The organism is Sphingomonas adhaesiva (assembly GCF_036946125.1).
GTDB classification, from domain to species: Bacteria; Pseudomonadota; Alphaproteobacteria; order Sphingomonadales; family Sphingomonadaceae; genus Sphingomonas; species Sphingomonas adhaesiva_A.
The window spans coordinates 1,274,531-1,288,007 of the sequence record NZ_JAQIJT010000001.1; the positions used below are offsets into that span (position 1 = coordinate 1,274,531).

The following is a 13,477-nucleotide window of genomic DNA, read 5'->3' on the forward strand; positions in this document are numbered from 1 at the left end:
TTTCGCGCCGCAAGGTCAAAGGCGCAGGCCGAAGGCAAGCACCACGATGCTGCTCACGCCGAGCAGGAACCAGCCCGGCACCCCCTTGTCGCGGCGGGCCAGTTCGTCCGCCAGCACGTCGATCACCGTGGCGCCTCCCATGGCGGCGAACAGCAGGGCGGTGATGTTCAGCGGATGGGCGATGCCGCGGCTGAGCGCCCAGCCGACCGGAACGGCGGCGGCAAGCGCGAGGCGCTGATAGCCCGAAGGGCGCTCGTCGGGCGCGTGGACGCGCGCGCTGAGGAAGAAATGGAGCCCGATCCCACCTGTATAGGCCGCCAGCCAGGCGGCGCTGCGTTCGCCATAGTCGGCAAGGACGAAGCCGACCGCGAGCCTGTAGAGCATGGCACGGCCGATATGCACCGCGCTCGCTGCGTTGCGCTGTTCCTTCCGGTCCAGCCGTGTCGCCCACAGGTCGAGCGCATGATAGGCCGACAGGCCGACCAGCGCCACGAAGAACACCAGGCGGTCCGCCTCCAGTTCGTCGCTGGCGGCACCCTACCAGGTCGACAGCAGCGGCAGCACGATGACGAAGACATAGGCAACGCCGACCCCGCCGGCGAACGACCGCAACCGGTCCGACGCCGCCGGTCCGTCCTGCCGCGCCATATGCGTTCCAGCGAGGAACAGGGCTGCCAGGAAGGTGAGGCCCACCGCGTCAGTCCAGCGCCGGCTCGCGGGCGTTTTCCTCCTTGGTGAGCAAGAGGTAGAGCGCGGGTACCACGAACAGCGCGAGGATCGTCGCCGAGATCAGGCCGAAGATGATGACCAGCGTCAGCGGCCGGTACGCGTCGCTGCTGATCGTCAGGGGGATGAGGCCGATGATCGTCGTGACCGAGGTCGTGACGACCGGGCGGAGGCGCCGCGCCGATCCTGCCGCCGCCGCCTCAACGATCGAGGCACCGCCCTGCAACTCGCGGTTCATCGTGTCGACCATGATGATGCCGGTGTTGATGACGATGCCGATCAGCGAAACGAGCCCGATCATCGCGAAGAACGAGAAGGACAGGCCGAACACGAAGAAGCCGACGAACGCGCCGATCATCGCGAGCGGCATGGTCGCGACGATGATGAACGCCTGCGCGAAGCTGTCGAACATGATGACCAGCACGCCGATCATCAGCATGATCGCCACGACCAGCGCGACGCCGGCCGATCCGAACGTCTCGCCTGTATCCTCCGCCTCGCCGCCGATGCGATAGCGATAGCCTTGGGGCCAGCCCGCCTGCATCTCCTCCAGCCTCGGTTCCAGGTCGCCGACGATCTCGGTGACGGTGCGGCCCTGGTTGCGCGCCAGCACGGTCAGCGCGCGCTCGCCGCCGGCATGGCTGATGGCGACGGGCCCTTCGCCCATGCCGGGCTTGATGAGCTGGGTCAGCGCCACCGGCCGCCCCTGTGGGGTGAAGGCGCGGATCATCGCCAGTTCGGATAGGTCGCGCGGCGGCCCCGCCTCGCCGGGGTTGCTCGGCCATTCGGTGCCGAGGCGGATCTCGATATCGTCCTCTGCGGGGCCAGTGCCGAAATCGCCGATCTCGTCGGAGCTGAACGCGGCGCGCAGCTGCCCTGCCAGATCGCCGTGCGCGATGCCGAAGAAATCCGCCGCCTCGCGATCGGGCTGGACGTTGATCTCCGGGTTGAGGACGATGTTGTCGCGCACGTCCGTCACGCCGCCACCCTTGCGCAACGCGGCCTGCACCTGCCGCGACATGCGCCGCAGCGTGTCGATGTCGGGCCCCTCGATCTCGATCTCGATCGGATCGCCGGGATTGGGGGAGAGCTGCTGCGGCACGACCTGGAGCACGGCGCCGGCGACGTTGCGTTGCAGCCAGCCGGCCAGTTCGTGCCGCAGATCCTCGGCCAGTTCGTAGGACAAGCCGTCGCGATCGCCCCGGTCGGCGAAGATGCTGGAAAAGCCGATGAAGTTCTCCGCCTCGTCCGGCTGGAGTTGGCCGGCGACCGATCCGGCCGCGAACGGGCTCTTGCGCCCGGTCAGCATCACCGTATTGCGCAGGTAGGCCTTCTCGCGGATGATCTCGCCAACCGCGTCGGCCACCTTTTGCGTCTCCGCCAGCGGGGTGGTGGGCGGCAGTTCGATGTTGATGCCGAGCTGGTCGGCATCGGCCATCGGGAACAGCTCGACCCGTGTCTGCGTGAACGCCACCGCCGACAGGGCGAAGACGCCAAACGCGCCGAACACCCAGATCTTCGCGCGCCGCTTGCTGCCGAGCACGTGCTTGGTGTTCCACGCCTCCAGCCAGTCCATCGCCTTGCGCGTCACCCGGTCGGCGCGGCTTTCCGTATCCTCGTCCCCGTCGTCTTCGGGCGGCTTCAGCAGCCAGCGCGCCAGCGGCATCGCCGCGAACAGCGCCAGCACGAACGCGATCACCAGGCACAGTACCGTCGTCAGCGGCAGGATGCGGATGAACGTGCCCGCGACCCCACCGATCGACATCAGCGGGACGAGCGCGAGGATGGTGGTGATCTGCGCGGCGAAGGCGGGCTTGCCGTAGCGCGCAAAGGTGCGCAGCACCGCCTGCCCGAATGTCGCCTTCTGCACGTAGATCTCGTCGTGCAGCCCTTCCATCATGATGATGAACACGTCGATGATGAGCACCAGCGCGATCACCATGCCGATGATGACCAGCTCGTTCAGCGTCTGCCCCATCAACAGCAGGAACAGCAGCACGCCCGCGAAGGTGATCGGGATCGACAGGCCGGTGATGAGCGCCTCGCGCCATGCGATCGTTATGAACAGGATGACGAAGACGATCAGCATCGACTGGAGACCGCTGACGAACACCTCGCCCAGCGACGACCAGATGTCCTCCGCGCCGTCCTGCACCACCCGATAGTCGACGCCCTGCGCCCATTCCGGTCCGCCGCGCATCTCGCGGATGATGTCGAGCACCTGCCCGACCACCTCCACCGTATCGGCACCCGGCGTCTTGGTGATCGACACCTCCAGCGCCGGCACATAAGGCCGTCCGCCCGCCGTAAAGGCGGCGCGCGTCTCCTCGCGCTCGATCGTGCGGCGAACCTTGGCGACCTCGTCCAGCCGCACCGCGCGGGCGGTGACGTTGCCCTGCTGCTGGCGTGCCACGGGCAGCGCGCGCAGGTCGTCCAGGTCGCGGAACCGCCCCTCCAGCCGCACCACCGCGCCGATCGCCGCACTCCGTATCTCGCCGAAGGGCTGTTCGACGTTGGCGCCCGTTACCGCGTCGCGCACCGCGGTCGCCGACACACCGAGCGCCAGCATCCGGTCGGGCTGGAGCAGGATCTGCACCACCTCCTCCCGCTCGCCGCCCAGCGTCACCTCGTCGACGCCGGTGACGCGTTCCAGCCGGTCCTGCACGTCGCGCCCGAGCTGGCTGAGCGTGCGCGCGTCGACCGATCCGGTCAGCGCCAGCGTCAGGATCGGCCGGTCGTCGACCGTGACCTGCGTCACCGTCGGCTGCTCCGCCGCCTCGGGCAGCTCCGCCTCGGCATCGGATACCGCGGCGCGCAGTTCGGCCATCGCGGTCTCGGAATTGACCGACGCCTCGAACTCGACCGAGATGACGGAGAAACTGTCATAGGAGGCGCTGTCGATCGACCGCACGCCCGACAGGCTGGTCAGCTCGTCCTCGATATTGTCGGTCACCTGCTCCTCGATCGAGCGCGCGTCGGCGCCGGGCCATGTGGTGGTGATCGTCGCACGCGGGATGTCGAGGTCGGGCAGCGCCTCCTTGGTCAGCATGCCATAGGCGAAGAGGCCGCCGACCGTCAGCACGGCCACCAGCAGGATCGCGAAGGTAGTCTTGAGGAAGAAGAAGCGCGCCAGCGGCGATGCGTCGCGCACCTCGTCGCTTTCCTGCGGGCGATCCGTCTCGCGGGCCTCGTCGCCGTCCTGCGGGCGATCCGCCTCCTGCGCGTCCCCCTCGGATTCGTCCCGATCGGACGCGCTCATCGCGCCCGATCCGCGTCGTCGCGCTTGGGCGGCAGCAGCCGGATGCGCTGTTCGTCGTTGAGCTGCGACCGGCCATCGGTCACCACGCGTTCGCCGGCGCGAAGGCCGTCGAGCACGACGTGCCGCCCCCCGCCCTGCGCCCCCAGCCGGATCGGCCGCTCGCGCGCGACGCCGTTTTGCGCGTCGACCACGAACACGAACGGCCGGTCGTTGCGATAGCGGACGCTGTCGAGCGGAATGGTCGGCTTCTCCTCGCCGACCGGCCGCGCGATCCACAAGGCGACGAACTCGCCGTCCTGCACCGGCGGGCGCGGGGTGGTGGTGCGCACGATCACCTCAAACGTGCGTGTTTCCGGATCGAGCGAGGCGCCGATCGCATGGACGCGGCCACGCACGCGGTAGCTGGCCACGGGCAGCGGCGGCCCGGCCTCGCGCCCATAGCGTTCGTCGCCCCGGCCCGCGCCTGCCTGCTCCTGGCCGAGGCCGACCAGCACCTCGCTGCCGACGCGGATCTGGCGGAACTCGCTCGCGGGCAGTTCGGCGGTGATCTCGAAGCTGGACGGATCGATCACCACCGCCGGCACGCTGCGCAGCGCCGATTGCTCGTCCGTGCCCTGTACCGCCTGGGGCGAGAACAGGCGTCCCCGCTCGACATTCAGCCGGGCCAGAACGCCGTCGATCGGCGACACCAGCCGGGTCTCGGAGAAGATCACGCGCTGCTGGTCGGCACGGGCGCGGTTGGTGGTCGCCTGCGCGTCGGCACGGCGCTTGGCGGCCAGCGCCTGCTCATACTCGGCGCGTGCCTGGTCGAACTCCTGCGGCGAAGCCGAGCCCCGCGCGCGCAGCGTCCGGAACCGTTCCATCGCCAGGCGCGCGACCTCCAGCGTCGCATCCGCCTCGCGCTGCGCCGCGCGTGACGCGGCGACCTCGGACCGCGCCGCCACCAGGTCCGATCGCACCCGGTCGGGCTCCAGGTTGGCGATCAGCTGGCCGCGCCGCACCGGCCTGCCGATCTCCAGCGCCGGATCGACATAGGTGACGCGGCCCTCGCCAGTGAAGCTCAGGAACTCGCGCCGTACCGCGCGCGCCGTGCCCTGGCCATAGGTCCACGCCTGCACCGTGCGAACCTCGACCGGCACGGCGCGGACGCTGACCACGTCGTCGTCGGCGGAACCGTTGTCCGCCTCCTCGCCGGAGGAACCGCAGGCGGCGAGGCCCAGCAGCAGGAAGGTCGCGAACGGGCGGAGGGCGATGGTCACTTGGGTGTCTCCGCCAGCGTGACGTCGGGCGCTTCCTCGAAGCCGCCGCCGAGCGCCAGATGCAGGTTGATCCGATTGTCGAGCCGCGCACGCCGCGCGGACAGATAGGCGCCGCGGCTGTCGAGCGCCTGTTGCTGGCTTTCCTGCACCGCGATGAAGGGGTCGATGCCCTCGCGATAGCGATCGAAGGCGACACGCGCCGCGGTTTCCGCCGCCACCGCGGCCTCCAGCGCGAACCGCTCGCGATCCACCAGATGGCGGTCGACCGACAGCGCGATCTCCACCTCGGACAGCGCCCGCAGCGCGACCTCGGCATAGGCTTCCAGCGCCTGCTTGCGCGCGCCCTCCGCCTGGATCACCTGCGCACGTAGCCGCCCGCCCTGGAAGATCGGCTGAAGCACGCTGCCCGCGATCGACCAGATCAGCGACCCCGGCGCGAACAGCCGGTCGAGGCTGTTGCCGACGGTGCCGATATTGCCGCTCAGCGACAGGCCGGGCAGGAACGACCGCTGCGCCGCGGTGAGACGAAATCCCGCCGCGCGCAGCGCCAGTTCGGCGGCGGCGACGTCCGGCCGGCGCGCCAGCAGGTCGGCGGGCACGCCGGCGGCGGGCGGCGGCGGCAGGTCGGGCAGGAAGGCGGCCGTCTCCAGCGTGCCGCCGGGATATTCGCGCAGCAGCACCTCCAGCTCGCGTGTGGTGCGCGCCAGCGTCTCGCGGCGCTGCGCCAGATTGCCGTTGACCGACGCGAAGTTCGCATCGGCGAGCGCCCGGTCGCTGGGTGAGGCGACGCCGACCGCGGCCCGGTCGCGCAACTGGCGCGTCACTTCGCCGACCGAACGTACCGTCGCCTCCGCCAGCGACACCTGAGCGCGCGCCTCGGCGACCGTGAAATAGAGGCGCGTCGCCTCCGCCGCGATCGACTGGCGCACGCCGCGCAGATTCTCGGCGGAGGCGAGATAGTCGGCGCGCGCCGCCGCGGTCTGCGATCCGATGCGGCCCCACAAATCCAGTTCCCAGCTGACGTCGGCGGAGACCTGGAACGTGTTGAAGGTGAAGCCGCTGGGCAGCGGGATACCGCCGCCCTCCAGGTCGTCGACCGGGGCGGCGCCGGCGAGGTTGAAACGCTGGCGGGCGGCGTTGAAGGCGGCGCTGACCTGCGGCAGGCCGTCGGCGCGCGCGATCCGCGCCTGCGCGTTCGCCTGACGCAACTCGCCGATCGCCTGGCCGACCTGCGGGTTGCGATTCACCGCTTGGTCGACGAACGCGGCCAGTCGCGCGTCGCCGAATCCCGTCCACCATTGGTCGTCGGCGACATAAGAGCTAGATGCGGAAAGCGCGGGCGTCGCGAACGAGGGCGGCACGGGGACCGCAGCCGCGGGTCGCTCCGTCTCGCGGGCTGCGCATCCGGCCAGCAGGATCGCCGCGCCGATCACCGTCAATCGCGCGACCGCTCTTCCCCCTGCCACCGTCGATCCGGGCGGCGACGAACAACCATGCACCGCTTGGACGCCCCTTTTATAGAACCAGCGGCCGATCTAGTAAGCGCGAACTAATTTAACGCAACCTGTAAGGTTCGTTAAGACCAACAACGATCAGCTTTTCGGTGCGGGGACGATCGCCGACGTCGCCAGATCAGCGGATGCTCGAACGATGTGGAGGAAGGCCTGCCACCGCAGTTCGAAGACGGCCGGGTCGTCCATGGGCGGCGTACCCGTCCACGCCAGTGTCGCGCGCGCGCCCGACAGCAGATCGAACAGGATGGCCGCCAATGATGGTGCGGCCTCTTCATCCTTGCCCAGCTGAAGGAGCAAAACGCGGGTCCGCGCGCTCAGCAATTGCACCAATGCCTCGTGCCAGCCGAGCATATGACGCTGCAACCCGCCGTCGCGCAGCGCCTCCGCTTGCAGGAAGATGCCGATGCGATTGGCCTGCCCCTCGTCGGAATCGAACACCCGCCACGCTATTTCGCGCAACGCGGCGGCCGGGTCGCCGGGCAACCGGTCGGCCGCGCGCGCGACCAGTCGTTCGATCGTCCGGCCTATCGCGTGGATCAGCAGATCCGTTTTGCCGGGCCAGCGGCGATAAACCGCCTGCTTGCTGATCCCCGCCGCAGCGGCCATCTGCTCCATGCTGAAATCCATGCCATGGTCGGCGAATGCCTCCACCGTCGCGGCGACGATCGCATCGCTGATCTCCGCGGCGCGCTGTTGGCTCGGGCGGCCGCCCGCGCGCGATTTACGAGGATGGCTCATCGGATTGGGCCATAGCCGATAACCGCGTTGTAGCTACCGACGATGGGCAAGCCCACGATTGCATGTGTTGCGCTTGTAGAAAGGTCTATCTTTCTACCGCTGATCGACGAAGCGGGAGGGGGCGGGCTGCCCCCTGCTCCTTCCTCAGCAATCGGGCAGATCGTCGAGGTTATTCTTGGTCGATCCATCGCGGCGGGTGCGAAGATACTTGCCGGTCGTGCCATTGACGACCGTGACCGGAGTCTCCTGGCCATCGGTCCACGCGACGTAATATTGATGGTCGCCGTTCTCGATATCACGGATCGCATCCGCCTTGGGGCGAGGCGACCAGCTCTGCCCGGCATTGCAGAGCTTCGTGATGTCGCCGTCCTTGTCCTTGCCGCTCTTGGTCACTTGGCGCCTGGCCATGATCGTCTTGTCCTTTCATTCCACGTTTCAGTGGGACGGGCCGTGCCTTTGGGACACGGCCCGTCTGGTCAGCCTCGCGGCGGGAAGGGGTCACTGCCGTAGCTGTCACGATCCCTGATCTGGCCGTTGCGGCCGTGGATCAGAAGTTCGCTGTGCTGGTTCTGCGCGATGCCTCGCGCAGCATCGATCGCGTCACGCTGGGTGTCATGGACCGACGTTGCACGACCGTTGCCGGCACCGCGAACAGCCCAACCACCTGCGTGCGGGACGACATGCTGGTTCTTTCCGGACATAATTCTACCTCCTTCCTCGCGCTTTAAGGGTAAGACGGCTTGCGACCCCGCTCCCGATCGTCTTCATTGACTATCAAGGGGGTAGGCTGAAACGGCGGGTGCTCTCGGACATCTCGACACGATTTTTTTCGTGTCGTGTCCGAGCCGCGCTGAAAGTCAGCCTACTCCGTCAGGAAGCCGGCGGAGTTGAGTGAGCCAACCGACCTTTGATCTTGCGGAAGCGCGGCAGGCGATCGAGAGCCTGACTTCGACCGACCTCCTCAGATTGAGTAAGGCGGGACGACAATATGCGTTTGCGGCCGGGTGTGAGCCCGACGATCTGCTTAACGAAGCGGTGTGTCAGACGATCGAGGGCGTTCGGAATTGTCCACGTGGGATGGAAATGGTGCCATTCCTGATCGGTGTCATGCGCAGCCGCGCGTCCGCCAGGCAACAGAAGGTCGAACCCGAACTGGTGTCGGCTGATGCCACCGATGTCGAAGGCCGGCTCCTGTATGAGCCGGTGGAAACGAAACCCAATGCCGAGGAACTGGCGCTTTCACGGGAAGATGCGTCGGCTCGGCGAAACGCGCTGGAAACCTTGTTTGCCGATGATGAAGAAGCAACCCTGTTCCTGTGGGCGTATCTGGACGACCTGCCGAAGGAGGAGATCATGACCATGATCGGTGTCGATATGACGGCGTATGCCACTATCCGACGCCGTGTCCGTCGCACAATAGATGCGGCGTTTCCCAATGGATGGTCATCGTGAGCGGCGCGGGGCGCCCTACCCCTCCATTCGATCGTCTGGCGGATGAACTGGTCGTAGACATCATGGCTATGTCGGACGCGGAATTACTGGCGGAGGTCGAGGCCGAAGGGCTGAATGCGGAGGATGAAGCCGACCGCATCCGCACTATAATCTCGACCGCAACCGCCCAATCTGGGAAATCGCGCCTCCAGGCTGCGCGAGCGGAGATCGATCGCGCATCCGGAACGGGCCGGGGGCAAGTCCACCAGCTTCCTCTCAGGGATCGGGCCGCTGTCCTCGCTCGGTTCGCCAACGACGACACCAAGCTGAAAAGTCGGCTGACGATGGCTGCTCGCAATGGTCAAGGCATCACCGAAAAAGAGATGGACGATATTCTCGCTGATTTGCGAGAGCTTGGTGCCATCGACGAAGACGGCAACCCGATTTGAAGGGGCTCGGCCAAGCCGAAAAGCTTTTGCAGTCCTTCGGCGTCACCAGTCCGGATGAGATTGATGTCGAGGCGATCGCCTGGACGATGGGTGCGAAGGTGCGCAACGGCATTCTGGAGAGCTGCGAAGCCCGGATCATCGGTTTCCGCGATCAAGCGATCATCACCGTGAAAGGCGATGGCGATCCGCGTCGCCGTCGCTTCTCGATCGCGCATGAGTTGGGCCACTGGCAGCATCATCGCGGCCGGTCGTCGGTCTGCAGGGCGAGTGAGATCGGAAGTTTCAGCCAGACCGGTGGCGGCATTGAGCGGCAAGCCGATCATTATGCCGCCGACCTGTTGATGCCGGCCTATCTGTTTCGACCGCTTGCCGCCGCTCACCGGCGCCCGTCGTTCGAGGCAATCGACGCTCTGGCTGCTGCCTTCTCCACCAGCCGGTTGGCGACGGCGTTACGGTTCATCGACCATAGCCCTTGGCCCTGTATGATCGTTTGCCACGGTCAGAATGGACGCCGATGGTTTCGACGCAATGGCGGCATTCCGGATCACTGGTTTCCCCGTGATGATCTCGATCCCGAGTCAGACGCGATGGACGTGCTGTACGGAAAGACTGATCGGTCACGGCCGACGATCATCGGGGCGGACGCATGGTTCGATCGCCGGGGCGCCGATCGGTTTGAGCTGACCGAGGAGTGTGTGAAAGGTTTCGGGGATGATGTGCTCGCCCTTCTGACGCTGAAAGATCAGATGCTCGATTAGGACCGCGCAGTATGGGGCTTTGGACTGGGCAAGTTACGCGCCGGCAATTTTCAACCTACGCATCCGCTTGCGTAAGAGTCCGAACCGTGGCGATCGGTAGGAACAATCGCAAGCTGTTGGAGGGCAGCGGCTCAAAGCCATAGCCGGTATAGAGCGCGAGGCGCTTCGCCACCTTCTCCGGGTCGCCGCAGTCGAGTACGTCCAGCATGACGACGGCGATGCCTAGCGCATCGGCCGCCACGGCCAGGCGCTTGAGGCAATCAACCAACAGATCGCCGCCATAGCCCTGCCTCTGAAAGCGACTGTCGACGCCGATCATCGAAATGTAGGCGGCCGGGATACTGCCATGCGCAGGCCGGTTGCGGGCGAACCGATCGGGCAGCTCGGTATAGTCGATCGCATGGGCATTGGTGGCGTAGAAGCCGATCAGCTCGCCTTCGGCGCCGATCATCACGAAGGTGCGGACGTTATCCGCCTTGGCGAGCTTGTTCGCGGTTCGGCGGAAGAAATTGTCGACCTGCGTGATGCCACAGGAAAAGGCCGCTCGATCCTGCCTGGCAGGATCGAGCGGTTCGATGGTGAAGGGTTTTGCGTCCTCTGTCGCCGTCACCTGCTGACGATCGTCTCGCGATGCCGTGCGAATGCCGCCCGCAGTCGATCGGTGGGTGCCGGCGGCGTGTCGAGTGCCGCAAAAAAGCGCGCATGATCGACCGGCTGCAGGGTGGTGCGTTCGTGCGCCGCGATCGTCTCCATTGCGGAACGATAGGCCGCGTTCATCGTGAAGACGGAATCGTCCACGCCGGAAAGAGCGGCAGCCTGCTGGATCGCCTGCTTGATGCGCGGCTTGGTGCGGAAGTTCATCCGCTCGCTGCTGCGCTCCTCGACGGCGCCGACCTGATCCTGAAAGCCAAGCATGGCACACCTCATTCAATCTGCAGTCTTATGTACGTCTTAGCGGCGTACATTTCAACAAAAGGTTGAAAGTCGCTCAATTTGAGTGATCGACCTGCAGTGTCACAACCGTTCGAGCCTGTTGAAAAATGCCGGACATGCCGGCTTGCACCTTCGTTTTACCCTTATTGAAAGGAGCGTCGCCATGATGGGACAGGCCTGTCGCGGTGGGCGGGGAGGGGCGACCCACCGCACCATAGAAGCCATGTTGCCCACAGACCACCTGCTGCGTCGCATCGATCGATGTCTCGACACAAGCGATCTGAGGCAAGCACTGGCCGGTCATTACAGCACACGGGGGCGACCATCGATCAATCCCGAACTCCTCATTCGCATGACCTTGATCGGCCGCATCTACGCGATCACCTCCGAGCGGCGCCTGTGCGAGGAGCTGCGCTACAATTTGGCTTACCGCTGGTTCTGCTGTCTCGCGCCGGAAGACAAGGTTCCGCACCACTCGACGTTCAGCAAGAACCGGCATGGTCGCTTCCGCGATGCCGACGTGTTTCGGGTCCTGTTCGAGACGACGGTTAGACGCTGTATCAGCGAAGGGCTGGTTGGCGGAAAAGACGCCGCGATAGACGCGTCGTTCATAGCAGCTGATGCGAGCTGGCAGCGCAAGACCGTTCCTGGCTACCTGCCGTATGTCGCTAACGCGTCGCGCGCGGTTAAGGAATGGGTGCGAGATACAGGAGATGACGTCTGGGAAATGGCTCGCTCGAAAAGCTGCCAAGGCGTCTCTCGAACGGACCCTGCCGCGGCTTGGTCGGCTCGAACGGTGCGTGGCCGGTTCGGCTACGCACTCAACGCGCTGGTCGATACCCCGAGCGGCGTCGCACTCGATGTCGAGGCAACACCAGCCCGCTTCGCGGAGGAAGTCGATGCGGGCCGCGTCATGCTCGAGCGGTCGGCCAGTTGCTTCAACTATCATCCCAAACGGGTCGCTGCCGACAAGGCCTATGGAAGCGCCGGCTTCCTCGGCTTCGTTCGGGATTATGGCGCGATCCCGCACATCCCCGTGATTGTTAGGACGCACCAGACCAAGGGCAAGCTGCCGCGAACGGCCTTCAGCTACCATCGAGATACCGACAGCTTTACCTGCCCGACCGGCAAGACGCTCCGCCACCACGCCTTTCATCCGCCTTCCGGCGTACATCGCTATGCTGCCGATACCCGGGACTGCGAAGCGTGCATGCTTAGCAAGAAATGCACGTCGGCGCGGCGTCGCACCCTCGTCCGTTTGGACGACGAGGACGTTCGGGATCTTGCCAGAGCCGAGACCGAAACCGGGCTCTACAAGCGGTCCATGCGGTTGCGCCGTGGGGTCGAACGGTTCTTCGCCGACGCCAAGGGCAAGCATGGCATGAGGCGGCTTCACCTGCGCGGCATCCGCGGAGCGGAAGAAGAGTTCCTCATCGGCGCGGCGGTGAGGAACCTGATGATCTTGGTGCGACCACAGCGGCTGACGGGCAAGCCGCGCCGGGGGGTGTGCGTCCCCGCGGCAGTGACCCCGGCTGCGATCTCGGCCCGGTCGATCGAACATGACGTGATCGTCCCGCCAGCACGACGATATGCCTGATCGTTGAGGCGCGATGTAATTCATCACGCGGCGCGCAGCCGTTCTTTGCGGTACGGCACGCCGTCGAGCAGTGCCTGGCCAGGTGCCTTGGGCGTGCCGTCGCCATTCACATACATGTAGAGTGTCGTGGTGGTCATCCCGAGACGGCGCGCAACATCGGCTGCGATTGCATTGCGGTCGGACATAGCGGCCATTGCCATCGCCAGCGTCGCCTTGTCCATCTTGCGAGGCCGTCCACCCATCCGCCCCCGCGCGCGTGCCGCCGCAAGGCCGGCCTGTGTGCGCTCGGCGATCAACTCGCGCTCGAACTCGGCAAAGGCGGCGAAGATGCCAAAGGCCAACCGGCCGTTGGCGGTGGTGGTGTCGATCTGCGCACCAGACCCAGCCAGCACCTTCAAACCGATACCGCGCTCGCGCAGCGCTTCGGCGGTAATGACCAGATGCCGCAGGTCACGCCCAAGGCGATCGAGTTTCCAAAGGATCAGTGTGTTGCCCGGCTGCAACGCCTTGAGGCACGCGGTTAGGCCAGGGCGGGCATCATGGCGACCCGAAGCGAGATCTTCATAGATACGAGAAGGGTCGACGCCTGCGGCGAGCAGCGCGTCACGCTGCGGGTTCAGAGTCTGCGATCCGTCAGCCTTAGGCACCCTTACGTATCCGATGAGCATCATCACTCCGTCAGAAAAGACACGCGCTACCCTGCAATGTGCCGGTGGTTTCCGCAACGGGTTTTCCGATGACCAGGGTGTGTCGAGTGGGCAAATTCCTCAACCGCCAGAAAACCGGCCGTTTTTCTGGCGGTCGCTTACAGAC

At 65.9% G+C, this 13,477-nt stretch carries 15 protein-coding genes; 4 read left to right on the plus strand and 11 right to left on the minus strand.

What is annotated here, in order from left to right:
- Positions 1-15: 15 nt before the first annotated feature.
- The 8 genes from PGN23_RS06120 to PGN23_RS06155 all read right to left on the minus strand — a co-directional run bounded on the left by PGN23_RS06120 (position 16) and on the right by PGN23_RS06155 (position 8,197).
- Positions 16-492, minus strand: coding sequence for a hypothetical protein (locus tag PGN23_RS06120; RefSeq protein WP_335301976.1), 477 nt, complete (start codon positions 490-492; stop codon positions 16-18).
- Positions 493-537: 45 nt separating this feature from the next.
- Positions 538-693 carry a hypothetical protein gene (locus PGN23_RS06125; RefSeq protein ID WP_335301977.1) on the minus strand — a complete coding sequence of 52 codons (156 nt, stop codon included), beginning with the start codon at positions 691-693 and terminating at the stop codon, positions 538-540.
- Positions 694-697: 4 nt separating this feature from the next.
- Complete coding sequence (locus tag PGN23_RS06130; RefSeq protein WP_335301978.1) at positions 698-3,985, minus strand: efflux RND transporter permease subunit; 3,288 nt, start codon at positions 3,983-3,985, stop codon at positions 698-700.
- A complete protein-coding gene (locus PGN23_RS06135) occupies positions 3,982-5,244 on the minus strand; it encodes an efflux RND transporter periplasmic adaptor subunit (protein WP_335301979.1) in 1,263 nt (420 codons plus the stop codon). The genes PGN23_RS06130 and PGN23_RS06135 overlap by 4 nt, the downstream gene beginning before the upstream one ends.
- The gene (locus tag PGN23_RS06140) at positions 5,241-6,677 is read right to left on the minus strand and encodes a TolC family protein (protein WP_335302094.1); all 1,437 of its coding nucleotides are present in this window, start codon (positions 6,675-6,677) and stop codon (positions 5,241-5,243) included. Before PGN23_RS06140 ends, PGN23_RS06135 begins: the two co-directional genes overlap by 4 nt.
- Before the next feature lie 159 nt (positions 6,678-6,836).
- Positions 6,837-7,496 (minus strand): TetR/AcrR family transcriptional regulator, encoded by a 660-nt coding sequence (locus PGN23_RS06145; RefSeq protein WP_335301980.1) that lies wholly within the window; start codon positions 7,494-7,496, stop codon positions 6,837-6,839.
- Between the two features lie 144 nt (positions 7,497-7,640).
- Positions 7,641-7,904 (minus strand): DUF3892 domain-containing protein, encoded by a 264-nt coding sequence (locus PGN23_RS06150; RefSeq protein WP_335301981.1) that lies wholly within the window; start codon positions 7,902-7,904, stop codon positions 7,641-7,643.
- Positions 7,905-7,972: 68 nt separating this feature from the next.
- Positions 7,973-8,197, minus strand: a complete 225-nt coding sequence (locus tag PGN23_RS06155; RefSeq protein ID WP_335301982.1) for a DUF2188 domain-containing protein — start codon at positions 8,195-8,197, stop codon at positions 7,973-7,975.
- Positions 8,198-8,387: 190 nt separating this feature from the next.
- Between PGN23_RS06155 and PGN23_RS06160 the strand changes: the two genes are divergently transcribed.
- The 3 genes from PGN23_RS06160 to PGN23_RS06170 are packed head-to-tail and all read left to right on the plus strand — an operon-like array spanning position 8,388 to position 10,134.
- Positions 8,388-8,948, plus strand: a complete 561-nt coding sequence (locus PGN23_RS06160; RefSeq protein WP_335301983.1) for a hypothetical protein — start codon at positions 8,388-8,390, stop codon at positions 8,946-8,948.
- On the plus strand, positions 8,945-9,376 hold the full coding sequence (locus tag PGN23_RS06165; protein WP_335301984.1) for a hypothetical protein: 432 nt from the start codon (positions 8,945-8,947) through the stop codon (positions 9,374-9,376). The genes PGN23_RS06160 and PGN23_RS06165 overlap by 4 nt, the downstream gene beginning before the upstream one ends.
- Positions 9,373-10,134, plus strand: coding sequence for an ImmA/IrrE family metallo-endopeptidase (locus PGN23_RS06170; RefSeq protein ID WP_335301985.1), 762 nt, complete (start codon positions 9,373-9,375; stop codon positions 10,132-10,134). Before PGN23_RS06165 ends, PGN23_RS06170 begins: the two co-directional genes overlap by 4 nt.
- 55 nt (positions 10,135-10,189) lie before the next feature.
- On the opposite strand, the gene PGN23_RS06175 is transcribed toward PGN23_RS06170, so the two are convergent.
- Together PGN23_RS06175 and PGN23_RS06180 are read right to left on the minus strand one after the other, a co-directional pair.
- Positions 10,190-10,744, minus strand: a complete 555-nt coding sequence (locus tag PGN23_RS06175) for a GNAT family N-acetyltransferase (RefSeq protein ID WP_335301986.1) — start codon at positions 10,742-10,744, stop codon at positions 10,190-10,192.
- A complete protein-coding gene (locus tag PGN23_RS06180) occupies positions 10,741-11,049 on the minus strand; it encodes a type II toxin-antitoxin system TacA family antitoxin (protein WP_335301987.1) in 309 nt (102 codons plus the stop codon). The genes PGN23_RS06175 and PGN23_RS06180 overlap by 4 nt, the downstream gene beginning before the upstream one ends.
- A gap of 82 nt (positions 11,050-11,131) precedes the next feature.
- On the opposite strand from PGN23_RS06180, the gene PGN23_RS06185 reads away from it, so the two are divergent.
- Positions 11,132-12,664, plus strand: a complete 1,533-nt coding sequence (locus PGN23_RS06185) for an IS1182 family transposase (protein ID WP_335301988.1) — start codon at positions 11,132-11,134, stop codon at positions 12,662-12,664.
- Between the two features lie 23 nt (positions 12,665-12,687).
- Here the strand turns inward: PGN23_RS06185 and PGN23_RS06190 are convergent, their stop codons facing one another.
- The gene (locus PGN23_RS06190; protein ID WP_335302095.1) at positions 12,688-13,332 is read right to left on the minus strand and encodes a recombinase family protein; all 645 of its coding nucleotides are present in this window, start codon (positions 13,330-13,332) and stop codon (positions 12,688-12,690) included.
- Positions 13,333-13,477: the final 145 nt, after the last annotated feature.

What these genes read in the sequence shown, in the direction of transcription:
- PGN23_RS06130 (WP_335301978.1), bottom strand. Translation starts at nt 3,985, where the DNA reads ATGAGCGCGTCCGATCGGGACGAATCCGAGGGGGACGCGCAGGAGGCG.
- PGN23_RS06145 (WP_335301980.1), bottom strand. Translation starts at nt 7,496, where the DNA reads ATGAGCCATCCTCGTAAATCGCGCGCGGGCGGCCGCCCGAGCCAACAG.
- PGN23_RS06150 (WP_335301981.1), bottom strand. Translation starts at nt 7,904, where the DNA reads ATGGCCAGGCGCCAAGTGACCAAGAGCGGCAAGGACAAGGACGGCGAC.
- PGN23_RS06155 (WP_335301982.1), bottom strand. Translation starts at nt 8,197, where the DNA reads ATGTCCGGAAAGAACCAGCATGTCGTCCCGCACGCAGGTGGTTGGGCT.
- PGN23_RS06180 (WP_335301987.1), bottom strand. Translation starts at nt 11,049, where the DNA reads ATGCTTGGCTTTCAGGATCAGGTCGGCGCCGTCGAGGAGCGCAGCAGC.
- PGN23_RS06190 (WP_335302095.1), bottom strand. Translation starts at nt 13,332, where the DNA reads ATGCTCATCGGATACGTAAGGGTGCCTAAGGCTGACGGATCGCAGACT.